At 63.5% G+C, this 23,207-nt stretch carries 21 protein-coding genes; 7 read left to right on the top strand and 14 right to left on the bottom strand.

Annotated elements, in window-relative coordinates; translation table 11 throughout:
* Positions 1-133 precede the first annotated feature (133 nt).
* The 12 genes from urtA to cbiE all read right to left on the bottom strand — a co-directional run bounded on the left by urtA (position 134) and on the right by cbiE (position 12,825).
* Positions 134-1,399 carry an urea ABC transporter substrate-binding protein gene (gene urtA, locus ACF8GF_RS24150; protein WP_003249642.1) on the bottom strand — a complete coding sequence of 422 codons (1,266 nt, stop codon included), beginning with the start codon at positions 1,397-1,399 and terminating at the stop codon, positions 134-136.
* A 186-nt stretch (positions 1,400-1,585) separates the two neighbouring features.
* Positions 1,586-2,992 (bottom strand): D-serine/D-alanine/glycine transporter, encoded by a 1,407-nt coding sequence (gene cycA, locus ACF8GF_RS24145; RefSeq protein WP_176683179.1) that lies wholly within the window; start codon positions 2,990-2,992, stop codon positions 1,586-1,588.
* A 221-nt stretch (positions 2,993-3,213) separates the two neighbouring features.
* Complete coding sequence (locus ACF8GF_RS24140) at positions 3,214-4,581, bottom strand: PepSY domain-containing protein (RefSeq protein ID WP_339535198.1); 1,368 nt, start codon at positions 4,579-4,581, stop codon at positions 3,214-3,216.
* Between the two features lie 55 nt (positions 4,582-4,636).
* Entirely contained in the window at positions 4,637-6,703 is a 2,067-nt protein-coding gene (locus ACF8GF_RS24135) for a TonB-dependent copper receptor (RefSeq protein ID WP_176683181.1), read from the bottom strand.
* A gap of 66 nt (positions 6,704-6,769) precedes the next feature.
* Positions 6,770-7,201, bottom strand: a complete 432-nt coding sequence (locus ACF8GF_RS24130) for a DUF2946 domain-containing protein (RefSeq protein ID WP_392488631.1) — start codon at positions 7,199-7,201, stop codon at positions 6,770-6,772.
* Between the two features lie 22 nt (positions 7,202-7,223).
* Positions 7,224-7,709 carry a copper chaperone PCu(A)C gene (locus tag ACF8GF_RS24125; protein ID WP_209963177.1) on the bottom strand — a complete coding sequence of 162 codons (486 nt, stop codon included), beginning with the start codon at positions 7,707-7,709 and terminating at the stop codon, positions 7,224-7,226.
* 47 nt (positions 7,710-7,756) lie between these two features.
* Positions 7,757-8,146, bottom strand: a complete 390-nt coding sequence (locus ACF8GF_RS24120) for a DUF2946 domain-containing protein (protein ID WP_176683184.1) — start codon at positions 8,144-8,146, stop codon at positions 7,757-7,759.
* Between the two features lie 218 nt (positions 8,147-8,364).
* Positions 8,365-9,219 carry an SPFH domain-containing protein gene (locus tag ACF8GF_RS24115; RefSeq protein WP_176683185.1) on the bottom strand — a complete coding sequence of 285 codons (855 nt, stop codon included), beginning with the start codon at positions 9,217-9,219 and terminating at the stop codon, positions 8,365-8,367.
* A gap of 26 nt (positions 9,220-9,245) precedes the next feature.
* Positions 9,246-9,683 (bottom strand): NfeD family protein, encoded by a 438-nt coding sequence (locus ACF8GF_RS24110; protein ID WP_392488630.1) that lies wholly within the window; start codon positions 9,681-9,683, stop codon positions 9,246-9,248.
* 127 nt (positions 9,684-9,810) lie between these two features.
* Positions 9,811-10,530, bottom strand: a complete 720-nt coding sequence (locus ACF8GF_RS24105) for a cobalt-precorrin-6A reductase (protein ID WP_392488629.1) — start codon at positions 10,528-10,530, stop codon at positions 9,811-9,813.
* The gene (locus ACF8GF_RS24100; RefSeq protein WP_176683188.1) at positions 10,527-11,621 is read right to left on the bottom strand and encodes a cobalt-precorrin-5B (C(1))-methyltransferase; all 1,095 of its coding nucleotides are present in this window, start codon (positions 11,619-11,621) and stop codon (positions 10,527-10,529) included. Before ACF8GF_RS24100 ends, ACF8GF_RS24105 begins: the two co-directional genes overlap by 4 nt.
* Entirely contained in the window at positions 11,614-12,825 is a 1,212-nt protein-coding gene (gene cbiE, locus ACF8GF_RS24095) for a precorrin-6y C5,15-methyltransferase (decarboxylating) subunit CbiE (RefSeq protein WP_176683189.1), read from the bottom strand. Before cbiE ends, ACF8GF_RS24100 begins: the two co-directional genes overlap by 8 nt.
* A gap of 243 nt (positions 12,826-13,068) precedes the next feature.
* Between cbiE and cobG the strand changes: the two genes are divergently transcribed.
* The 7 genes from cobG to ACF8GF_RS24060 all read left to right on the top strand — a co-directional run bounded on the left by cobG (position 13,069) and on the right by ACF8GF_RS24060 (position 19,627).
* The gene (cobG, locus tag ACF8GF_RS24090; protein ID WP_392461724.1) at positions 13,069-14,400 is read left to right on the top strand and encodes a precorrin-3B synthase; all 1,332 of its coding nucleotides are present in this window, start codon (positions 13,069-13,071) and stop codon (positions 14,398-14,400) included.
* Positions 14,393-15,019 (top strand): precorrin-8X methylmutase, encoded by a 627-nt coding sequence (locus ACF8GF_RS24085; protein WP_003257545.1) that lies wholly within the window; start codon positions 14,393-14,395, stop codon positions 15,017-15,019. Before cobG ends, ACF8GF_RS24085 begins: the two co-directional genes overlap by 8 nt.
* Positions 15,019-15,750: a precorrin-2 C(20)-methyltransferase gene (locus tag ACF8GF_RS24080; protein ID WP_209969711.1), complete on the top strand. Its 732-nt coding sequence runs from the start codon at positions 15,019-15,021 to the stop codon at positions 15,748-15,750. The genes ACF8GF_RS24085 and ACF8GF_RS24080 overlap by 1 nt, the downstream gene beginning before the upstream one ends.
* On the top strand, positions 15,738-17,435 hold the full coding sequence (gene cobJ / locus ACF8GF_RS24075; RefSeq protein ID WP_392488628.1) for a precorrin-3B C(17)-methyltransferase: 1,698 nt from the start codon (positions 15,738-15,740) through the stop codon (positions 17,433-17,435). The genes ACF8GF_RS24080 and cobJ overlap by 13 nt, the downstream gene beginning before the upstream one ends.
* Before the next feature lie 118 nt (positions 17,436-17,553).
* On the top strand, positions 17,554-18,237 hold the full coding sequence (locus ACF8GF_RS24070) for a hypothetical protein (protein ID WP_176683192.1): 684 nt from the start codon (positions 17,554-17,556) through the stop codon (positions 18,235-18,237).
* 51 nt (positions 18,238-18,288) lie between these two features.
* Positions 18,289-18,978: a hypothetical protein gene (locus ACF8GF_RS24065; RefSeq protein WP_392488627.1), complete on the top strand. Its 690-nt coding sequence runs from the start codon at positions 18,289-18,291 to the stop codon at positions 18,976-18,978.
* Complete coding sequence (locus ACF8GF_RS24060; protein WP_176683194.1) at positions 18,971-19,627, top strand: hypothetical protein; 657 nt, start codon at positions 18,971-18,973, stop codon at positions 19,625-19,627. Before ACF8GF_RS24065 ends, ACF8GF_RS24060 begins: the two co-directional genes overlap by 8 nt.
* Positions 19,628-19,667: 40 nt before the next feature.
* Here ACF8GF_RS24060 and ACF8GF_RS24055 read toward each other — a convergent pair whose 3' ends face one another.
* Together ACF8GF_RS24055 and ACF8GF_RS24050 are read right to left on the bottom strand one after the other, a co-directional pair.
* Entirely contained in the window at positions 19,668-20,264 is a 597-nt protein-coding gene (locus tag ACF8GF_RS24055) for a MarC family protein (protein WP_014592545.1), read from the bottom strand.
* Positions 20,265-20,340: 76 nt separating this feature from the next.
* Positions 20,341-23,112, bottom strand: coding sequence for a response regulator (locus ACF8GF_RS24050; RefSeq protein ID WP_392488626.1), 2,772 nt, complete (start codon positions 23,110-23,112; stop codon positions 20,341-20,343).
* Positions 23,113-23,207 lie beyond the last annotated feature (95 nt).

The following is a 23,207-nucleotide window of genomic DNA, read 5'->3' as shown; positions in this document are numbered from 1 at the left end:
ATCCTGGAAATCGGTGTTGGATTCTTCGCGGGTGAACCCGCTCCTACACAGAGACGGTGCAAGGTTTGAAACCTGCGCCTTCCTTGTAGGAGCGGGTTCACCCGCGAATGGGCTGCAAAGCAGCCCCATGCACTCAGTTACCTTTCACGGCGTAATCTGGCCGCTTGTCATTGCCCGGAATGAACGGGCTCCATGGCTGCGCCCGCAGTGGCTGCTCGGTTTCCCACACCACGCTGAACTGCCCGTCATCCTGAATCTCGCCGATCATCACCGGCTTGTGCAGGTGGTGGTTGGTCTTGTCCATGGTCAGGGTGAAGCCCGACGGTGCCTCGAAGCTCTGCCCGGCAAGCGCTTCACGCACCTTGTCGACGTCGGTGGACTTGGCTTTTTCCACCGCTTGCGCCCACATGTGGATGCCTACGTAGGTGGCCTCCATGGGGTCATTGGTCACGGCTTTGTCGGCACCCGGCAGGCCCTTGGCCTTGGCGTAGGCCTTCCAGTCGGCGACAAATTTCTGGTTGACCGGGTTATCCACCGATTCGAAGTAGTTCCATGCCGCCAGATGGCCCACCAGCGGTTTGGTGTCGATACCGCGCAGTTCCTCCTCGCCCACCGAGAAGGCCACCACCGGCACGTCGGTGGCCTTCAGGCCCTGGTTGGCCAGTTCCTTGTAGAACGGCACGTTGGAGTCACCATTGACTGTGGATATGACCGCGGTCTTGCCGCCGGCGGAGAACTTTTTGATGCTGGCGACAATGGTCTGGTAATCAGCGTGGCCAAACGGCGTGTACACCTCTTCGATGTCCTTGTCGGCCACGCCTTTGCTGTGCAGGAATGCGCGCAGGATCTTGTTGGTGGTGCGCGGGTAGACGTAGTCGGTGCCCAACAGGAAGAAGCGCTTGGCGCTGCCGCCGTCCTCGCTCATCAGGTATTCCACGGCCGGGATGGCCTGCTGGTTCGGGGCGGCGCCCGTGTAGAACACGTTCGGCGACATTTCTTCGCCCTCGTACTGCACCGGGTAGAACAGCAGGCCGTTGAGTTCTTCGAACACCGGCAGGACAGACTTGCGCGACACGGAGGTCCAGCAGCCGAACACCACGGCCACTTTGTCCTGGGTCAGCAGTTGGCGGCTTTTTTCAGCGAACAGCGGCCAGTTGGACGCCGGGTCGACCACCACCGGTTCCAGCATCTTGCCGTTCACGCCACCCTTGGCGTTGATCTGCTCGATGGTCATCAGCGCCATGTCCTTGAGCGACGTCTCGGAAATGGCCATGGTCCCGGAAAGCGAATGCAGGATACCGACCTTGATGGTCTCGGCGGCCTGGATACTCCAGCTCAGGCCCATCGCCGCAATCGATGCGCTGAGGGTAAGGGCCTTGATCAGACTGCGACGCTTCATGTGCTCTCTCCGCTGAGTTTTTTATGGTGTTGGGCAAGCGGGGAGGGCGTTGCAAGGGGTGTGCCTAGTGGCGAAAGGTACGGTTTAGAGGGGCTGTGCGAGGTGTTGGGGCGTTGGTTGGATCCAGGTTGGTGCCTGATGGAATTGTGTGCACAGGATTGGGGCTGCGACGCAGCCCCGAGGCCATCAGCCGTTATGCACAGCCGTGCGGGGATGGCGCCTGCTGCGTACGAGCTGGTAGGTCACCGCCAGCAATACAAACCAGATCGGCGTCACCACCAGCGCTGAACGTGTATCTGCCTCCAGGCTCAGCAACACCAGGATGAACGCAAAGAACGACAGGCACACGTAGCACATGAAGCGCCCGCCCGGCATCTTGTAGTTCGAGGCCTGGTGCAGCGCCGCGCGGTTCTTGCGGTACTTCAGGTATGACAGCAGGATCAGCGTCCACACGAACATGAACAGTACCGCCGACACGGTGGTGACCAGGGTGAATGCCTCGACCACGTTCGGCACCAGGTAGATCAGCACCGCACCAAGCAGCAGGCAGGTGCACGAGAAGTACAGGCCGTTGGCCGGTACCGAACGGCTCGACAGTTGTTCGAAGGCCTTGGGCGCATCACCTTCCTGCGACAGGCCGTACAGCATGCGGCTGGTGGAGAACACGCCGCTGTTGGCCGACGAGGCCGCCGAGGTCAGCACCACGAAGTTGATGATGCTCGCCGCCGCCGGCAGGCCTGCCAGCACGAACAACTCAACGAACGGGCTTTTGCCTGGCACCACGTCGCGCCACGGGGTTACGGCCATGATCGCGATCAGCGCCAGCACATAGAACACGATGATACGGATCGGAATCGAGTTGATCGCCCGCGGCAGGGTGCGTTCCGGGTTCTTCGCTTCGGCGGCGGTGGTACCCACCAGCTCGATGCCGACGAAGGCGAACACGGCGATCTGGAAACCGGCGAAGAAGCCCATCAGGCCATGGGGGAACATGCCGCCGTCATTCCACAGGTTGGCCAGCTGGGCGGTGCGCCCGCTGGGCGAGGTGAAGCCGGTGATGACCATGTACAGGCCGGTGGCGACCAGGCCGAGGATGGCCACGATCTTGACCAGGGCGAACCAGAACTCCAGTTCGCCGAACATTTTTACGGTCACCAGGTTCAGCGACAGCAGCAGCCCTACGCAGGTCAGCGCCGGTATCCACTGCGGCAGGTCGGGGAACCAGAACTGCGTGTAGGCGGCGATCGCGACCACGTCGGCGATGCCGGTGACCACCCAGCAGAACCAGTAGGTCCAGCCGGTAAAGTAGCCGGCCCAAGGGCCGAGCAGGTCGGCAGAGAAGTCGATGAACGATTTGTAGTTCAGGTTCGACAGCAGCAGTTCGCCCATGGCGCGCATGACGAAGAACAGCATGAAGCCGATAATCATGTAGACGAAGATGATCGATGGCCCGGCCAGGCTGATGGTCTTGCCCGAGCCCATGAACAGGCCGGTACCGATCGCGCCGCCGATGGCGATCAGCTGGATGTGGCGGTTGGTCAGGTTGCGTTGCAGGTGCTGTTCATCGGGTGGAGTTGGTGAGGTTTGCGTCATAGGCGGCATTCCCTTGTAGAGGCCAGTCTGCTTGTCAGAGGTAGCCGGCTAGGCTAACACGCGCGTTCCAGTTCGGGGCGCGACAGATCGACTCTACATTTGCGGCTCAGCATTTCGCCTGTACCGGCCTCTTCGCGGGTAAACCCGCTCCTACAAAGGCAACGCGGTCCCCTGTAGGAGCGGGTTTACCCGCGAAGAGGCCAGCACAGGCAACACAAGGCTCAAGCGCTGGCCAAGACCCGGCGGCGCCTCACCACCAAACTATCCACCCCCCACATCACCACCATCGACACCCCCACCAGCGGGAACATCACCCCCAGCACCAGCATCACTGCCACCGCCGCCTTCCAGCGTGGCAGGTCATGACGCAAAGGCGGTACGCCCAGGCCGCCTTCAGGCCGGCGCTTCCACCACATCACCAGCCCGCTCACCGAACCCAGCAGGATCATCAGGCACACCAGCAGGATGATGATCTGGTTCAGCGCCCCGAACATCTTGCCTTCGTGCAGCATCACGCCCAGCTCGGTGGCGCGGGCAACCGGGCTGTAGTCTTGCCAGCGCACATCGGCCAGAACCTTGCCGGTGTATTGGTCGACATGCAGGGTGGCGTCGTTGCGCGGGTCGTCGGCGAACACGGCAATGGTGAACACCCCGTCGGCAGTGGTGGGCAGGGTAATGCTGTAGCCCGGCTCGACTTGACGCGAAGTGGCAATGTCTTCGACTTGCTGCAAGCTCACCAGGGGCGCCGCGGGCATGTCCGACATCATGTGGTGCCCGGCGTGCTCGGCGTGTGCACCGGACTGCGGCATCGGCGTGTTTTCCATGGCCCAGGGCACGGTCTGGCGGTGCGCGCTGTTCAGCTCACGCGCCTGCTGGTCCGACTTGGGCACGTCGTTCCACATGGCTGCCGGGAAGCGGTTCCACAAATCAGCGTACTGCTTGCCCCACAGGCCGGTCCAGGTCATGCCGCTGAGCAGCATCAACAACAGCAAGGCCGAACCCCAGAAGCCGGTTACCGCGTGCAGGTCACGCCACAGCAGCCGGCCGCGTGCCGACAGCCGCGGCCAAAGCACGCCGGCGCCATTGCGCCCGCGCGGCCACCACAGGTACAGGCCTGATACCACCAGCACGATGCCCCAGCCCGCCGCCAGTTCCACCAGCCGGTCGCCGACCGTGCCGACCATCAGTTCGCCATGCAGGGCGCGGGCGATGGCCTGCAGGTTCTGCTTGCCGTCCTGTTCACCGAGGACCTTGCCGCTGTATGGGTCGACGAACACGTTCAGTTCACGCCCGCTGTTTTGCACCACGAACTGCGCACTACGCTCTGCGTTCAGTGGCGGCAGGTACTGGCTGATGTGGCCCTTGGGGTAGGCCTGGCGCACTTCAGCCAGCATCATGTCTGCGCTCTGGCGGTGGTGACCGGCCTCGACCACCATCAGGTCGCGGTACAGCAGCGGGTCGAGCTGGGGCTTGAACAGGTAGATGATCCCGGTGATCGCCAGCAGGATCATGAACGGGGCCACGAACAGCCCCGCATAGAAATGCCAACGCCAGGCCAGGTTATAGAACGAGACGCGTGTTCCTCTCATGGGAACCTCCTTTTTGACCAGCTGAGGGGCGCAACCGAAGCTGCGCCCGTTGTTGTCAGAAGCTGAAGTCGACCTTGGTCCAGAAGGTCCTGCCTGGCTCGTTGACCGGCTGTGGATCTGTAGCCGGGTAGCCAAACCCGGCGTTCCCGGCCAGGTTCAGGTGCTCGGCGTAGGTTTTGTCGAACAGGTTGTCGACCCCTGCGCTGAGCTTGAGGTTGTTGTTCACCTTGTAGGCGCCGTTCAGGGAGAACACGCCGAAGCCGGCGCTCTTGTCGTAGTCCTTGCCAACGACGTTCCCTTGGTTTTCGGCAATGCGGTTTTGCGCCGCCACCAGCCGCCACAGTGCGCCGACGCTCCACACATCGCGGCTGTACGTCAGGCCCATGCGGCTTTCCAGGGGAGGCATTTGAGGTAGCGCTTTGCCATCGCTGCTGTTCTTGCCCCAAGCGTAGGCAAGCGTGGCGTCGGCCTTCCAGTTTTCAGTCAACTGGTAGGCGGCGCCCAGTTCGCCACCCATGATGCGGGCGTCGATGTTCTGCGCCTGCGAGGTGCTCATGCCCATCATGCCAGTGCGATAGTCGAACAGGATGTAGTCGCGAATCTGCCCGACATAGCCCGAAGCCCAGGCCTCCAGGCGCTCGGTGCGGTACTGGATGCCGAAGTCGAGCTGGGTGGTTTTCTCTGGCTTGATGCCGTCGAAGGCATTGGCCGAGCCGGGTGGTGCCAGCTTGGGTGAGAACAGCTCCCAGTAGTCGGGGAAGCGCTGGGCATGGCCGAGGCCGATGTAGGTGGTGGCCGGGATGGCTGCCAGGTCGTGCTCGTAACGGATGAAGCCGCTTGGCAGGGTATCGGCGCGGGTGTCGCCTTCGGTGGCGCTGGTTTTGCGGAAATCGCGCGCCGAGGCGCGGTCCAGGCGGGCGCCGGTAATCAAGCGGTCCTCTCCGCTGACGTACCAGGTCAGTTCGCTGAAGGCGCCGTAGTTGTGGAAGTCGGCGTCCTTGGTCCAGGCCTGGCCCCTGTGTGCGTCCACACCCATACCGCCACGCTGGCGATGTTCGTTGGTTTGCGCGTCGATCCCGCTGATCAACTGCACGTCGGCCCAGCGCCAGGTGGCTTTGATGCGTGCGCCCATGGTGCGGCGGTCGACGTTGCTGACCATCGGCATGCCCATCATGCCGCTACCCGACGGCGTGCGCAGGCTGTAGTTGTCCATCACATGGTCGGCGTAGTTGTAGTAGACCTGCGCCTCGACCTTGTCGAGCACCTCGCCGAGGTTGGACTTCTCAAAGCGCAGGCCCAGGCTTTCGCGCTTGAACTGCGAGCCGTCCATGCCGCGCCCGGCGTAGCGGGCTTCGCCATCACCCTTGCCGGCAGTCAGCTCCAGCAAGGTGTCCTGGTCGGGTGTCCAGCCGAGGGCGACATCGCCGTTCCACTTGTCCCAGCGCGACGGCACGGTGTCGTTGTTGCCGTCGTGGTAGTCATCCGAACGTGACTGGTTGCCGACGAAGCGGGCATAGCCCTGACTGTTGCCGGCCGCGGCATCCAGCACCTTGTCGAAGCGGCCGTTGGAGCCGGCCAGCAGGCTTGCGTTGACGCGGCTGCCGAGGGTGCCGAATTTCTCCGGTTCGCGCTCGAAGAGGATGGTGCCTGCCGAGCCGCCGGGGCCCCAGATAACGCTCTGCGGGCCTTTGATCACGGTCAGGCGGTCGTAGGTTTCTGGCGAAATATAGGACGTGGGCGCGTCCATGCGATTGGGGCAGGCCCCAAGCATCATGCCTCCGTTGGTGAGGATGTTCAGACGCGAGCCGAACATGCCGCGCAGTACCGGGTCGCCGTTGGTACCGCCGGCACGGATTGCCGAGAAGCCGGGGATGGTCTTCAGGTAGTCGGCCCCGTCGCTGGCCGGCACTGGCTGGCGCGGGTCTTTCGGGTTGGTGACCACGGTCAGCGGCGAACTCGGGGCCACGGCGGTGATCACCGTCGGGCTCAGTTCGGGAGCATCGTGCACATGGCCTTCATGGCCAGGGTCGGCGGCCAGGGCCATGGGTGCGAGCAGCGAGCCGCACAGGGCGGCGATGGTCCCGCGCAGGGACAAGGCAAAAACAGGGGTGCAGCCGGACATAGTGATTCCAGTCGATCAGTCATGAGTTAGCGCGAAGCCTCCTGGCTTCGTGCGCAAAATGTGGTTTCAGACGTTGATCGAAGAAGGCGGGGCGCGGCTGCGCGCACCTGGGAATACAGCCTGCCGGGCATGGCCCTGGTGCGTTGGCGCAAGCAGGTGGCTGGTGGGGACGATGCTGCCGGCGCTGAGCGGGCTGAGGGCCTGGGGCAGGGCCGGGCAGTTGAACAACAGGCTGCAGTAACCGCACTTTTCCCACATCACATGCAGCTGGCCATCGCCACCGTGGCCGTGATGGGTGTCACCGCCATGCTGATGGGCAGCCGCCATCGGCATGTCCATCGGCATGTTCATGCCCGCGTGGTGGTCCATCGGCATCGACTGGGAAATCAGCGGGCCGATGAAGATCATCCACATGGCGAACAGGCTCAGCCATCCGCCACCGGCGCGCCTGAATTCAGGGCGGGTGGTACGGCTGATGCGGTTGCGCGGCAGACTCATGGCGAGTGCCTGTCAGCAGGTGTCAGTGTGCGTGTTCGTGGGCTTGCGACTGGTCCGCTGGCGCCTGCTTCTGCACGGCCACTTCGACGGTGATATCGCCGGCCTTTTCGAAGTGCAGGGTCAACGGGAAGCGCTTGCCGTCGCTGAGCAGGCTGCGGTCCTTGGGCTGCATCAGCATCACGTGGTACGCGCCGGGGGCAAAGGTCAGGTCCTTGCCGGCAGGCACTACCACGCTGGGCACCTGTTGCATCTTCATGGCGCCGCTGGCGCTCATGGCATGCTCATGCAGTTGCGCGTCATCGCTGATGGGGCTGTCGACGCTGAGCAGGCGGTCGTCGGCCTGGCCATTGTTGTGCACCACGAAATATGCGGCGACGTTAGGCGCGTTGGGTGGCAGTTGCAGCGACCACGGGTGGGCAATATGCAGGTCACCCACGCGGTATTCGTGGGCATTGGCAAAGGCGCCAGGCAGCAGCAGGGCGGCCATGACGAGGGCGTGCTTGAGCATGGTGAATCTCCGTTTCCGTTCTGGTTCAGGCAGACAGCGTGATGAACTCAGGCTAGCGGAGAGGCACGAGGGTTTAGCCCAGGCCAGAGCTGGCGCGGCGTAGGCTGGTACTTGGCAGGTGGCGGCAGCAGCCCGCCGAGCAGTGTCGGCGGGTTGTGCAACTGTGGCGGGTAGCCGGGCAGGGCCAGCAGCGGCACGGCACCGGAGCAGCACCAGCAGTTCATCATGCCGGCGCTGTCGTCGCTTTGCGGGCCGAGGTCGATCTTGGCCAGGGCCTGTACGTCGACGTTGCCCTTGTTGGCCATGCTGGAACAGAAAGCCCCCCACAGCAGCTGCTCGGCCAGGCCCTTGGGCGCAGCAGAGGACAGCGGCATGGCCAGCAGGTTGAACAGCACTGCAAGGCAGGCTATCCAGGCAATGTGCCGACGTGGGGGCATGGAGAGATCCGGTCAGGAATCGTGGTGGCTATTGTACGGCGGAGTATAGGTAAAAATGCCGGGGTGCGGTGAAGTGACGCAGGTGGTCTCGTAATGGGGGCTGCTGTGCAGCCCATCGCGACACAAGGCCGCTCCCACAGAATTGCGGCAGCCTCGAATACTGCGCTGTCCTGTGGGGCCTTGTGTCGCGATAGGGGCGCAAAGCGCCCCCGACACTCTCAAACCTTGTTGCGGCCCATCAACCCGCGCACGGTTTCTTGCAGGTCAGCCGGCAACACCACCACCTTGGCATTGCTGCTGCCCGCCAGGTTCTCCATCGCGCCCACATAGCGTTCGCCCAACAGGTACATGGCCGGTACGGTCTCGTTGCCCACTGCTTCTTTCACCAGCGAAATCGCCCGCGCCGAGGCCTCGGCCAGGCTGATCTGTGCCTCGGCATCCAGCCTGGCCGCCTGCAGGCGCGCTTCTGCTTCGAGGATTGCCGCCTGCTTGGCCCCTTCGGCACGGGTGACGTCGGCCTTGCGCTCACGCTCGGCCGCAGCCTGGCGTTCCATGGCCAGTTGCATGTTTTCCGACGGTTTGATGTCTTGAATTTCCACCGAGCGCACGGTCACGCCCCAGTCTTCGGTCTGCTCGGACATTGCATCGCGCAGGCGGGCCTTGATCTGCTCGCGGCTGGACAGCGCCTCGTCGAGGTCCATTGCACCGACGATGGCGCGCAGCGAGGTCATGGTCAGGCTGGTGACGGCGAAGGAGAAGTCCTGCACGCCATACGAGGCTTTCTGCGGGTCGACTACCTTGGCGAAACACAGGGCGTTGGCGACGATTACCGCGTTGTCCTTGGTGATGATTTCCTGCTGCTGCACATCGAGGATGATGTCCTTGGTCGGCAGGCGGTAGGCGACCACGTCCATGTAGGGGATGACAATGTTGAGGCCCGGCTTGAGGGTGCTGTTGTAGCGGCCCAGGCGTTCGACGATCCACTCCTCGCCCTGGGGCACGATGCGCACCCCCTTGAACACGGTGATCAGGACGAACAGGGCGATGGCGCCGACGACGATGAGGCTGGTCATGCTGCAAAATTCCTTTTAATGCGGATTCAGGCCCGGATAACGCGGGCGGTGTTCCCCTCGATGGCGGTCAGGCGTACGCGCTCACCGACGGCGATCTGGCTATCGGCGATACAGGTCCACTCTTCGTTGCCGAGGATCGGCTTCTGGAAGCGTACGCGGCCCTTCTGAAACTCCGACACGGCAGCGGTCAGCAGGCCCACTTCGCCGATCACGCTGTCGGCGGTCCAGCGCACATCCGGCTGCTTGCGCCGGAACACTCTGAACCACAGCACGGTGGTGGCCGACGACAGCAGCACCCACAGCAGGATTTGCATGTCCAGTTGCAGGCTGGGTGCGGCGAGTGAGATGAGCGAGACCAGCACGGCGCCGATGCCGAACCAGAGTACGAAGAACGTTGGCAGGACCAGTTCAAGCAGGATCAGCGCGATGCCGAAGACCAGCCAGATCCACCATTGCATTTCCATATGGGTGAAACCTTCCGGGGGAGGGGCGTTGAGTTTAAGGCAGCAGGGCAGCAACGGGCCACTTGGTAAGTTGGAAGAAAAGTCTGAAATCTTTGTAGGAGCGCCTTGGGGCGCGAAAGGTCAGCGCCTAGACAGCGAGCGCTGTTGCCAGATCTGCCAGTGAGTCGAATATCCGGTCCACCTCCGGCAGCGCCGGACGTTTCAGGACAAGCACCGGCACGCCAAGCTCCCGCGCCACTTCCAGCTTCGGCTCGGTCGCCACACTGCCGCTGTTCTTGCTGATCAGCACATCGATGTGGCGGCGTTGGAACAACGCCCGCTCATCCTCGATATGGAACGGCCCACGTGCGCCAATCACTTCACAGCGCTCGTTGCCAGGGCACGCCTCAAGCGCTCGAAGGGTCCAGAACTGCTCCGGCGGAATCTCGTCCAGGTGCTGTAGCGGCTCACGGCCCAGCGTGAACAGCGGCCTGCGGAACGGCTTCAGTGCTTCGATCAACCCTGCCCAATCGTCGACTTCTCGCCAGTCGTCCCCTGCTTGCGCCTGCCAGGCCGGACGACGCAAGGCCCAGCACGGGATGCCGGCGTTGCGTGCGGCGCTGGCGGCATTGCGGCTGATTTGCGCGGCATAGGGATGGGTGGCGTCGATCAGCAGGGTGATACCCGCTTCGCGCAGGTAGCGGGTCAGGCCCTCGACACCGCCATAGCCCCCGACCCGCACCTGGCATTGCAGGCCCTGCGGCACGCGGCCTATGCCAGCCAGGCTGTAGACATGTCGAGGCCCGAGCCGGCGGGCCATAGCCAGGGCTTCAGTGACCCCCCCCAGCAACAGGATGCGCGCGGTCATTGCACACCCGCCTGGCCGACGATGCCGCCTTGGCGGTCGATGGCGAACACTTCCACTTGCACCTGCGCCGGCACGACGCTACGGGCAAAGGCCAGGGCGTGGGCACACACCGCGTCACCCAAGGCAATGCCGGCCGCATGAGCCAGGGCGAGCGCTTGCTGGCTGGTGTTGGCAGCAATGATGGCGGCCTGTAACGCTTCGTCAGCGCCAATGTCTGCGGCCCAACCGGCCAGTTGCGGCAAGTCGATGCTGGAGTGACGACTGTGCAGGTCCATGTGCCCGGCGGCCAGTTTGCTGATCTTGCCGAAGCCGCCGCACAGGGTCAGGCGCGGCACCGGTACCTTGCGCAGGTGCTTGAGCACCGCGCCGACGAAATCGCCCATTTCGATCAGGGCGATTTCCGGCAGACCGTAGACGCGGCGCATGGTGTCTTCGCTGGCATTGCCGGTGCACGCGGCGATGTGCGTGTAGCCGTTGGTGTGGGCCACGTCGATGCCTTGGTGGATCGACGCAATGTAGGCTGCGCAGGAGAACGGCCGGACGATTCCGCTGGTGCCGAGGATCGACAGCCCGCCGAGGATGCCCAGGCGCGGGTTCATGGTTTTCAGGGCCAGTTGCTCGCCACCTTGCACATTGACCGTGACTTCGAAGCCGCCAAGGTAGCCGCACGCGTCGGCCAGGCGTTGCAGGTGTTCACTGATCATGCGCCGAGGCACCGGGTTGATGGCCGGTTCACCCACCGCCAGCACCAGCCCTGGCCGGGTCACCGTGCCCACGCCGCTGCCGGCGACAAAACCAATGCCAGGTTCCGCCAGCAGGCGCACCTGGGTATAGAGCAGGGCGCCGTGGGTCACGTCCGGGTCGTCACCCGCATCCTTGAGCGTGCCGGCTTCGGCGCACTCGCCGATCAGGCGGCAGAACTCCAGGCGCATCTGCACGACCTTGCCTTTGGGCAGGGTGATGTCCACCGCATCGTCACGCTGCCCGGTGAGCAGCAGCTTGGCCGCTGCCAGGCTGGTAGCGGTGGCGCAGCTGCCGGTGGTAAGGCCGCTGCGCAGAGGCGCGGGTTGTTCGCGGGTTTCTTCACGCATCGGCGGGTTTCAATACTTCCAGGAGGGTGATCGGCAGTGCCTGGCGCCAGGTGTCGAACGCACCCAAGGGCTGGGCATGCGCGACATGGATGCGGGTCAGCTCACCGCCGTGCTGTTCGCGAAAGTGCGCCAGGGCCAGTTCGCTTTGCAGGGTGACGGCATTGGCCACCAGGCGGCCGCCGGGGCGCAGGCTTGCCCAGCACAGGTCCAGTACACCTTCGCGGGTAACGCCACCTCCGATGAAGATCGCATCCGGTTGCTCCAGGCCTTGCAGCGCCGCTGGCGCCTTGCCGCGAACCAGTTGCAGGCCAGGTACACCCAGTGCATCGCGGTTATGCTCGATCAAACCCTGGCGACCTTCGTCGGCCTCGATGGCCAGGGCCCGGCATGCCGGATGGGCGCGCATCCATTCGATGCCGATCGAGCCACAGCCCGCGCCCACATCCCACAACAGTTCGCCAGGCTGCGGTGCCAGGCGCGCCAGAGTGATGGCGCGGACATCACGCTTGGTCAACTGGCCATCGTGCCGGAATGCGGCGTCTGGCAACCCGGCCAGCCGGTGCAGGCGGGGCGCATCGGGCGTAGCCAGGCATTCGATGGCTACCAGGTTGAGCGCCGCGATACCGGTGTGCGGCCAGTCCTGGGCGGTGCCGGCCAGTGCACGTTCGTTCACGCCCCCCAGGTGCTCGAACACCTGCAGGCGGCTTGGGCCGAAGCCTTGCTCGCGCAACTGCGCGGCAATTGCCGCCGGGCTATCGCCATCGTTGCTCAGCACCAGCAGGCGCATGCCGCTGTGCAAGTGGGCATTGAGCGCTGCCAGGGGGCGGGCCACCAGCGACACCACCTGCAGGTCTTGCAGCGGCCAGCCCAGGCGGGCAGCGGCCAGGGCGCAGGAAGAGGGCATCGACAGCACGCGCATTTCTGCAGCAGGCACCTGGCGCGCCAGGCTGGCGCCGACGCCGTAGAACATGGGGTCGCCGCTGGCCAGCACGCACACCGGCTCGCCACGCAGGCTCAACACCGGGGCCAGCGAGAACGGGCTGGGCCAGGCCAGTTGTTCAGCGGTCACGCAACGTGGCAGCAGGGCCAGCTGGCGCGGGCTACCGAAGACCCGCCCAGCGCCAAGCAGGGCGCGCCGGGCCTGTTTGCCCAGGCCGCTGAAGCCGTCTTCGCCGATGCCTACTACCGTCAGCCAGGGTGTCATGTATTTCAATCCGCCATTTTTGGGGCCGCTTCGCGCCGCTTCGCGGGCAAGCCCGTTCCTACAGATACAGTGCAGCATGTGCGGCCTGCAGTGATCCTGTGGGAGCGGGCGAGCCCGCGAAGAAGGCGACGCGGTCCTGAATTTCTACTTGATCGCCGAGGGTGCTCGACCACCGGCTTTTCATGCCGCCGGACAAAGCAGGCATAATACCGCGCCTTCTACACTCAAGCGCACTTTCACAGATTGCCGGACACCCCATTGACCCAGGCCGAAGCCCCCACTGTCATCCCTCGCCCCTCGGCCTGCCCGGGGTTTTGGCGCATCGTCAGTGCCCGTGATGGCGGCATCTGCCGTATCAAGCTGCCGGGTGGCCTGCTGCTGGCCGAGCAGGCCGAAGCCGTGGCGGCGGCGGCCGAGCGCTTTGCTGGCGGCGTGATCGAGGCCACCAACCGTGGCAACCTGCAGATTCGCGGCATTGGCAGCGAGCATCGCGCTTTGGTCGAGGCACTGCTCGCAGCCGGCCTGGGACCACGCGACGCCGCGGGTGACGATGTGCGCAACGTGATGCTCAGCCCGCTGGCCGGGCATGATCCGCTCATGCTGCTGGACGCCAGGCCGCTGGCCGGGCAGATCCTCCACCTGCTGGAAGGTACTCCGCGCTTTCACCAGCTGTCGGCCAAGTTCGCTGTGCAGCTGGATGCAGGCGAGCGCCTGGCGATGCTCGAGCACCCTCATGACCTGTGGCTGTCGCCCCTGCACCTGGACCAGCAGACCTGGCTGGTGTTTGGCCTGGCAGGTTGCCCGGCAGAGGGCCAGGCGCTCGGTGCGGTGCCGCTGGCGCAGGGCCTGATGCTGGTGCGCGCCGTGCTGGATCGCTTCCTCGATCTGGCATCCCCGACGCAGACGCGCATGCGCCAGCTGCTTGAGGTGTACCCGACAGCCGATTTTGTCGCTGGGCTCGGTCTGGACATCCGCCGCGATGCCGCCGTGCTCACATGGCGGCGTAAACAGCACCGCGCCTCGTGGTTGGGCAGGCTGCCCCAGGCGCAGGGTATTGCCCTTGGCGTTGCCCCGCCGCAAGGCCGCCTGACCCCCGCGATGCTGCGTGGCGCCGCACGTATTGCCCGTGAACTGGGCGATGCCAGTATGCGCCTTAGCCCTTGGCAAAGCCTGGTGCTGACCAACCTGCAAGAACAACACCTCGATCAGGCCTTGGCCGAACTGTCTGCGCTGGGGTTGCTGTGCCACGACCATGAACCCCTGGCGCGTATCAGCGCCTGCACCGGTGCCAGCGGCTGCGCCAAGGCCCTTGCCGAGACCAAGGCCGACGCCGTTGTCCTGGCCGCGCTGCTGGGCCCTGGCGTGCCGGCCAGCGTGCACCTGTCCGGCTGCCCCCGTTCCTGTGCTGTGGCCCATGTTGCCCCGGCCACTTTGCTGGCCCGTTCGCCGGGCCGTTACGACCTGTACCTGCGTGATGCGCGCCAGCCGGGTTTCGGTGCCCTGCGCGCCACCGACCTTACCTTGAATGAAGCAGGCGCCATGCTCGACCTGCCGACGGAGCACCTTGATGATTGACTACATCCGCGATGGTCAGGAGATCTATCGCAATTCCTTCCGGATCATCCGTGAGGAAGCCCGACTCGAGCGGATCCCCGCAGACCTTGAAAAGCTCGCCGTGCGCGTGATCCACGCCTGTGGCATGGTCGATGCCATCGATGGCCTGCAGTTCTCCGAAGGTGCCGGCCGGGCCGGGCGCGAGGCGCTGCTCAACGGCGCGCCGATCCTGTGCGATGCGCACATGGTGGCCGAAGGCATCACCCGGGCCCGCCTGCCAGCCGACAACAAAGTCATCTGCACCCTGCGTGACCCGAGCGTGCCGGGCCTGGCCAAAGATGCCGGCAACACCCGCTCCGCCGTAGCCCTGGAACTGTGGCGCCCGCACCTGGAAGGCAGTGTGGTGGTCATCGGCAATGCCCCTACCGCGCTGTTCTACCTGTTGGAAATGCTTGATGCCGGCGCGCCCAAACCGGCGCTCATCCTCGGTTTCCCGGTCGGTTTCGTCGGCGCTGCCGAGTCCAAGGCCATGCTCGCCGCCGACAGCCGTGGCGTGCCGTTCGTGATCATGCAAGGCCGCCTGGGCGGCAGCGCGATGGCCGCTGCGGCGGTCAACGCCCTGGCTACGGAGGTGGAATGATGGCCCCGCGTGGACGGCTGCTTGGCCTGGGTGTGGGCCCTGGCGATCCTGAACTGATTACCCTCAAGGCCCTGCGCCTGTTGCGTGAGGCGCCGGTGGTCGGCTACTTCGTGGCCAAGGGCAAGCGTGGCAATGCCTTTGGCATTATCGAGGCGCACCTGCAGCCCGAGCAGACCTTGCTGCCGCTGGTCTACCCGGTCACCACCGAAGTGCTGCCGGCGCCGCTGTCCTATGAGCAAGTGATCAGCGACTTCTACGACGAAGCCAGCGTACAGGTGGCCGAGCACCTGGATGCCGGCCGCGACGTGGCGGTGATTTGCGAAGGCGACCCGTTCTTCTATGGCTCCTACATGTACCTGCATGACCGCCTGGCGCAGCGCTACGAGGCCGAAGTGGTTCCCGGTGTCTGCTCGATGCTCGGTGGTGCTTCGGTGCTGGGGGCGCCGCTGGTGTACCGCAACCAGAGCCTGTCGGTGTTGTCTGGCGTGTTGCCCGCCGAAGAGCTCAAGCGCCGTCTGGCCGACGCCGATGCAGCGGTGATCATGAAACTTGGACGCAACTTCCCCAAGGTGCGCGAAGTGCTGGCCGAACTGGGCCTGGATCGGCGTGCGCTGTATGTGGAGCGGGCGACCATGGCCAACCAGAAGATCGTGCCGCTGGACCAGGTCGACCCGCAGTCGTCGCCCTACTTCTCGCTGATCATCGTGCCGGGGGAAAAATGGCAGGGCTGAACATGCACAAGGCACCGGCCATCGTCATTCTTGGCCCGGGCAGCCTTGCGACGGCGCAGCGTATCCAGACATGTTATCCACAGGCCACGATCCATGGCCTCGAAGGGCGTGTCGAGGGTGCGGACCAGTCGTACGCGTCGTTTGGCGATACCCTGCGTGGGTTGTACCAGCAAGACACGCCGATCATCGCGTTGTGTGCCGCGGGCATTGTCATCCGCAGCCTGGCCAGTCTGCTCAGCGAGAAGGGCAGCGAGCCGCCAGTACTGGCCGTGGCCGAGGATGGTAGCGCGGTAGTGCCGTTGCTCGGAGGCCTCGGTGGGGTGAACGTGATGGCGCGTGAAATCGCTGACGCACTGGGCGTTTCCGCGGCCATCACCACCAGTGGCGAGCTGCGCTTCGGTACTTGCCTGCTGAACCCGCCGCAGGGCTATGCATTGGCCGACATCGAGCAAGGCAAGCGCTTTGTATCCGATTTGCTGGCGGGTGAGTCTGTGCGCATCGAAGGTAACGCCCCGTGGCTGCAGCTGGCGCAGTTGCCCGCCAGCGAAGCGGCGCAGCGCACCATCCATGTGGGGCATCAGGCGCGCCCGGCCAACCGCGACGAGCTGCTGATCTACCCGCGCCTGGTGGTGGTGGGCGTTGCAGGTGGCAATCTGCACAGTATTCGCGCAGCACTGCAGCAGGCCGGCATCGCCGAGCCCTCGGTAGCCTGCGTGCTGGCAGACGAGCGAACCATGGCCGACAGCGCGTTGCACGAAGCTGCGCAGGCTCTGGGTGTCCCCTTGCGCTTCGCCACCAGCGCAGGCAATGTGGCCAGCATGGTCGCTGCGGCGGTGCCCGATGCCGAGTTGATAGCGATTGAAGAAGTCGTGGTCGCGGTGGCGCCTGCCCCGGTCGACGTAGCGCAGGTCGGCCGCCGTCGCGGTCGCCTGGCGGTCATCGGCCTTGGCCCAGGTGCGGCGGAACTGATGGTGCCGGCAGTCAAGGCCGAACTTGCGCAGGCCGAAGATGTGCTCGGTTACGAAACTTACGTGCGCATGGCTGGCCCGTTCCGCAGCGACCAGGTGCTGCACTGCACCGACAACCGCGAAGAGATGCAGCGCGCCCGACATGCTTTCGAACTGGCAGCCCAAGGCCGTTCGGTGGTGGTGGTGTCGTCGGGTGACCCGGGCGTTTTCGCCATGGCTGCTGCGGTGCTCGAAGCGCTGCACGAATCCAGTGACCCCGCCTGGCATCGCGTCGACCTGCAGATCCTGCCGGGGGTTTCAGCCTCGCTGGCAACCGCCGCCCAGGCGGGGGCACCGCTGGGGCATGACTTCTGCGTCATGTCGCTGTCGGACAACCTCAAGCCCTGGTCGATCATTGAAAAACGCCTGGACCTGGCTGCCCAGGCCGACCTGGTGCTGGCCTTCTACAACCCGATCTCCAAGGCCAGGCCGCACCAGCTCGGTGTGGCCCTGGAGGTTGTGCGCCGACACCGTGACGGGAACACGCCTGTAGTCCTTGGCCGTGACATCGGTAGGCCGGGGCAGACGCTGAAGGTCGTCACCTTGGCCGAGCTGCTGCCAGAAATGGTCGACATGCGCACCATGGTACTGGTTGGATCTTCCACTACCTGCACGTTCGACCGCGCAGCTGGCGGGCTCTGGGTGTATACCCCGCGCTGGTATGGCGTAAAGCCGTAAGCGGCGGAAGCCCGGGCAGATGAGGAACTGCTTCGTGGCAGATTGATGCAAAGGGCACAGGTAGGTTTGCGGCTGGAGCCATTTGGCTTCAACCGTACCCTTCCTGGAGACCTTTCCCATGACGACCGATAAAGAGAAGCTGCAGCTTCAGGTTCTGCCGGACAAGAATCTGTTCGTGTTCCCCGACCAAATGGGTGAGCAAAACCGCGATGCTGCAAAAGCTTGTCATGCCCTGGCAACGCAAGGTGCCAACAGGCAGCATGATCCTGTCCGTGAGACGCAGCTCTGGTTCAAGCACTACATCTACCTGATGTCCAAGATGGGCTGGGCGTCAACCAATGTCGACGTACAGCAGCTCACTGAACGCAATATGCACCTTGAGATCAGCAACCTGCTGGGCAAGGGCTTGCAGGCGGCATATGGCGTTTTCACTGGCGATGTGGCAACCGCCCTGGACAATCTCGGCAAAACAGTTGTTTCAGCCTTGGCCGCCAGCACCAAAAACGTCGAGTTGCTCGACCGCAAGTCGGTGGAAGATGACCGAACCGAGCTGAGCCTGGTCAAGTGCGAGCAAACCGGCGAAGGGCAGGTGGCGATGCTTGTCAGTGCAATCCAGACCGACGCCAAGCCTGACAAGGCTGCCAACTATCTTCTGGCCAAGTGGGAAAGCAGCGGCACCTCCAATTTTGCCTGTGGTGCAGTGTTGAATTTCGATAGCCGCCGATACGACAAAATTCGCGCCATTGTAGAAACCAAACTTGACGACAATGCCCTGCAGGTTCTGCTGGCACTGGAACTCTGACTATGAAGTTGGCCTGTCGACACGGCGTCGACGGGCCTGGAGGGCATACTGATGCACGCCAATTACACTTTGTGGTTGAACGGCAATAGCCTGGTATTAATCGACAACTCCGTCAGTGCTTCACGAGCAGAAGCGTTGTTGGATGTTCAGCTGGCAGCCTACCTGACTGCTAACAAGGGTCACGCCATTCAGGACGCTGTGTGGCACAAGGAATATCTGCGAATTCAGGGTAACTTCGGCTGCACTGTCGCGACCTTGCATTCCGGCGCCGCGCCTGCTGTATCCGCAGTGGCCTGTGAACCGTGGAAGATGCTGCGGATCAATCTCTTGGCAGCTCTGCCAAGCGCCCTTCAGGGGCCGGTAGCCAAATGCCTCGACGCTTACGCCGCCCAGCCAGACGGCGCTATTGAACAGTTGTTATGGGTGGAGTGTGTTCGGCCCCCGGACGATAAAGGCGTGAGCCATGTACGTATGGAGTTGCGCCTGATACTGGCTGATTCAGGCGTTATCAGTACCGAATTGGGCTTTAGCACAGCAGAGCATGTGGCGATGGATTGGCTGTGGCAGCCGCTGGAACTTGCAAGTGCCCATCCCGCTCAGCAGTTCGACGCCAATTATTTCACCCATGGAAAAGTGATCAGTTCGATAAGTGCAGGCTTGCATGATTCCATCAAGGTCAAGCAATTGCAGTATCGCAGCCAGGTCAAACTTGCGACAGCATCAGGAGTCGACAATGAGTGAGTTCAATCAAGATGCCGCCAGTGGCAAACTCGTCCACAGCAGCCTGCTGTCATTCTTGCCAGGTGTTAGCCGCGAAGCCCGTGACGACATCCTGTTGGCCAATGCGTTTGCCCAGCAAGTAGCCTGGGGGGACTTTAATGAAGGCCTGGAGCCGGACTGGTTCAGGAACTACTGGCGTAACCTTGCGTTTCTGGGCTTTGATGGCAAGCTCGCGCCCACGGCGACTCGACCGGGGCCGGACAGGGCCAGCCTTGCCGAGCAGGCGCTTGCCCAGGTTCGTCAGAAAGGCTCCGCCGGTCATCATCAATCTGCCCAGTCGTCGCTTCAGGCACTGCGCAATGACAGCCAGGCATTGACCGCGTTTGAATCCAGGGCAGTCTCCAAAGCGGTCGGACGCTTTCAGTTGCTGCCTTGCTCCCAGCAGTCGAGCGGCTTCATCGACATGGTGTTGGTTCACATGGAAATGTCGATGAAAAAGACTTCCAAGGGCTTCTTGTTCATGCAGTTGAACAGTGAAGTCAAAATCCTGGACATGCGTGTCGAAGTGATCCACTTCAACTTGCAGGGGTTTCGCGAAGACTACCGCAAGCGGGCCCAGGCCAGCGTCGACAAGCAAAATGGCAAGGCTATCCTTGAGCTGCAGTTGTAGGCCTCCGGCCTACCGGTCTGGACAGCTTTGGCTCTGTACCCTAGGGCAGCAGGTAGCCGCGAATCCCGGTAAAGATGATCTGTGCTGCCAGGGCGCAGACGAAGAGCCCCATCAGGCGGCTGACAATTTGCAAACCCTGGTCACCGAGCAGGCGCTCGATACCGTGCGATAGATACAGCACCAGGCCTACGGTAAAGCTGGCCAGGGCAATGCTGACGATGGCCAGCAGTTTTTCATCCCAGTGCGGCTGGCTCACCCCCATTACCAACAGGGCACCGATGGTGCCTGGGCCAACCGTCAGCGGAATGGTCAGCGGTACGATGGTCACATCCTGCTGTACGTTGTCGGCCTGTACCGCCGGCTTGCCCTGGGCCATGCCCAGGGCCGAAATGAACAGCACGCTGCCGGCACCGATGCGGAAGGCATCGGCGGTGATGCCGAAAATACCGAAGATCGCCCGCCCGAACAGGTACAGCATCACGCTGGCGACCAAGGCTGCGAACGCGACCTTCCAGGCCAGTTGCTTGCGCTCCTTGCTGGAGTGGCCACGGGTCAGGCTGATGAAACACGACAGCACGAAGAACGGGCTGTAGAGCACGAGCATTTTCAGGTAGACGCTGAACAACTCATGGAGCATGAGCACTGTTCCTTGGGGGTTATGCCGGGGCGGCCTTGTTTCGCGAAGCCGCTCCTGCAAGAGCATTGGGTATCGGTCAGGACGTATGTGCCGGGTCCACCTTGACTTCCCGGTGATTGGCCCAGTATTGAATCAGCTCGCGTAACTGCGACAACTCCACCGGCTTGGCCATGTGTCCGTCCATGCCCGCCAGCCGCGCGCGTTCCTTGTGTTCGGCCAGTATGTGCGCAGTCAGTGCCACCACCGGCGTGCGCTGGCGCTGGTTTTCAGCCTCCCAGGCCCGTAACTGCTGGGTGGCCGAAAAACCGTCCAATATCGGCATCTCGCAGTCCATCAACACCAAGTCATAATGCTGCGTTTTCATTGCCTGCAAGGCCTCTTCGCCATTGCAGGCGGTATCGGGCTTGAGGTTGAGCTTGCCGAGCATACTGCGGATTACCTTGGTCGAGATGCTGTTGTCTTCGGCGACCAGCACGCGGAAGTCGCCTGGCAGGTCCAGCGCCTGCGGGACGCCAGGCAGGCTGGCAGGCATCGCTTGTTCGCGGCCGCGCTGGGCCAGTTCCTCGGCCAGGGTGGTCTTCAACGTATACCCGGCCACCGGCTTGGCCAGTATTCGCTTGACCCCGGCGTTGCGCGCGATGACTTTGCTCGGCGCATTGCTGATGCCGGTGAGCATCACCACCAGGATGTCGTGGTTCAGGCTCGGGTCTTCCTTGATCTTGGCGGCCAGTTGCATGCCGGTCATGCCGGGCATGTTCTGGTCCAGCAGCACCGCGTCAAAGTAGTCGCGCAGGTGCGCCTTGGTGCGCAAAAGGGCCAGGGCCTCCTTGCCCGACGGTACCGCGCTGACATTCATGCCCCAGGCGCTGCACTGCTGTACAAGCACCTTGCGGCACGTGTCGTTGTCGTCCACCACCAGCACGCGGGCATCGCGCAGCGGGCTGTCGAGGTCCGCCGGTGGCTGTTCCAGGCGCGAAGGGTCCAGCGGTAAGGTCAGCCACAGGGTATTGCCCATGCCGGTGCTGCTCTTGATGCCGAACTCGCCCTGCATCAGACCGATCAACTGTTTGGCGATGACCAACCCCAGATGGCCGCCCAGCTTGTTGCTGGAAAGGAAGTGGTGGCTGTGCAACTCGGCCTGCAGCAAGGCTTCACGGTCGGCAGCGGGCAACGGCTCGCCGCTGTCCTGCACGGCGATACGCAGGCGTGGCACCTCGCCGCGTTGATCCAGCGCCACCACCAGCAGGATTTCGCCTTGGTCGGTGTTTTTCAGGGCGTTTTCCAGCAGGCTCGACAAGGCCTGGCGCAGGCGCGTCGGGTCTCCGCTGATGACCCGCGGTACTTGTGGCTGGGTGAAGCTGATCAACTCGATGTTCTGTTGCTCGGCCTTGGCGCGGAAGATGTTCAGGCAATCCTCGATCAGCGCGTTAAGGTCGAACTGCACATCATCCAGCTCGATCTGCCGGGATTCCAGCTTGGAAATGTCCAGAATTTCGTTGATCAGTGTCAGCAGCTCGTTGCCGGCGCTGTGGATGGTCTGCACATAATCACGCTGCTTCACCGACAGCGGTGTGCCCAGCAGCAATTCAGTCATGCCTAGCACGCCGTTCATTGGGGTGCGGATTTCGTGGCTGATCTTGGCCAGGAACTCGGCTTTGGCGTTGATTTCCGCATCGCTGGCGGCCAGCGCACGGCTGGCGCTGAAACGCTCCTCGCTTATACGCCGCAGCCGTTCACTGACTGCCAGGTTGAGCAGCAGGCCACTGACCACGGTCAGGCCCAGCAGGATACACAGCAGCCAGGGTGTCGAGGTGCGTGTCAGCCCCAGCAGGGCGGGCAGCAGTACCAGGCCTCCGAGGTTGAACACCACCATGGCCAGGCTGAACAGGCGTCCGGGTGCATAGCCCTTGTACCAGTGGTAGCTGCTGACCAGCAGCATGCTCACGCTGCCCAGCGCCATCAGGGCGTAGGTCATCAGGTTCAGAGGCAGGGTATCGACGAACAGCAGCACCAGGCCACTGAGCCCGACGATCAGCATCTCACCCTGCAGCAAGCGGTTAAGCCGTGGCGAATTGCATGGCGAAAAGAAATGTTGAGTGAAATACAGCCCTGACAGGCCGGCCAGGACCAGTGTCAGGTAGGCGGCAGGTGTTTGTGCACTGTGCCACACATGCCACCAGGGGCCGCTGAGGTTCAGCAGGATCAGGCCGCTGAGCAGCATCAGGGCGTGGTACAGCGCCAGGATCAGGGAGGTGCTGGAGTGGGTGTAGAGGAAGCGGATCAGGTTGTGCATGATCAGCATGATCAGGCCGCCGAACAGCATGCCGAACAGCAGCGGCTGGCGTTGGTCCGAGGCGGCCTCTGCCGCAGGCTCAAGGCTGATGGCCGGCCGCAGCTGGTGCTCTGAGACCAGGCGCAGGTAGATGTCCAGCGGTTGCCTGCTGTTGGGCAGGGGCAATACATGGTCGCTACCGCGCAGGGTCGGGCTGGCATTGCCGGCCTGGCGCCCGTGGTGCAGCTGACGCAGAAGTTGCTCGCCTTCGAGGGCGTAGAGGTCCAGGCCAGAAAGGTCCGGGGCAAATACCCGCAGCAGTTGCTCCTGGTCACCTGGTGCCAGACGATAGTGCAACCACAAGGCCTGCCCAGCCGGGGCAGCATCAAGGTCGGCGAGAGGCAGTGGGCTGAACTGGTTGCGATAGCGCTCGGAGCGCACATCGCTCAGTTGCAGGTTGGCCTGTTCGTCGAGCAGAACGGTCCAGCCACCGTCATGTTCGGCCGCAGCCGGAAACATGCAGAGCAGGGTCAGCAAGCTGACGATCAGAGCTGAGGCAATCCGAAGCCGACGCACTACGAAATCCCTTCTTGGCCGATGTGCCGGGTACTCACTATGCGCGGCGCGCCAAGTCGAAGGCAAGGCCCATGCAGGGCCCTGTCGACGAGCCG

The organism is Pseudomonas sp. yb_5, assembly GCF_043103865.1.
Taxonomy (GTDB): Bacteria; Pseudomonadota; Gammaproteobacteria; order Pseudomonadales; family Pseudomonadaceae; genus Aquipseudomonas; species Aquipseudomonas putida_Y.
Note: the sequence above shows the minus strand (reverse complement) of the source record. Positions and strands in the feature narration are given on the sequence as shown.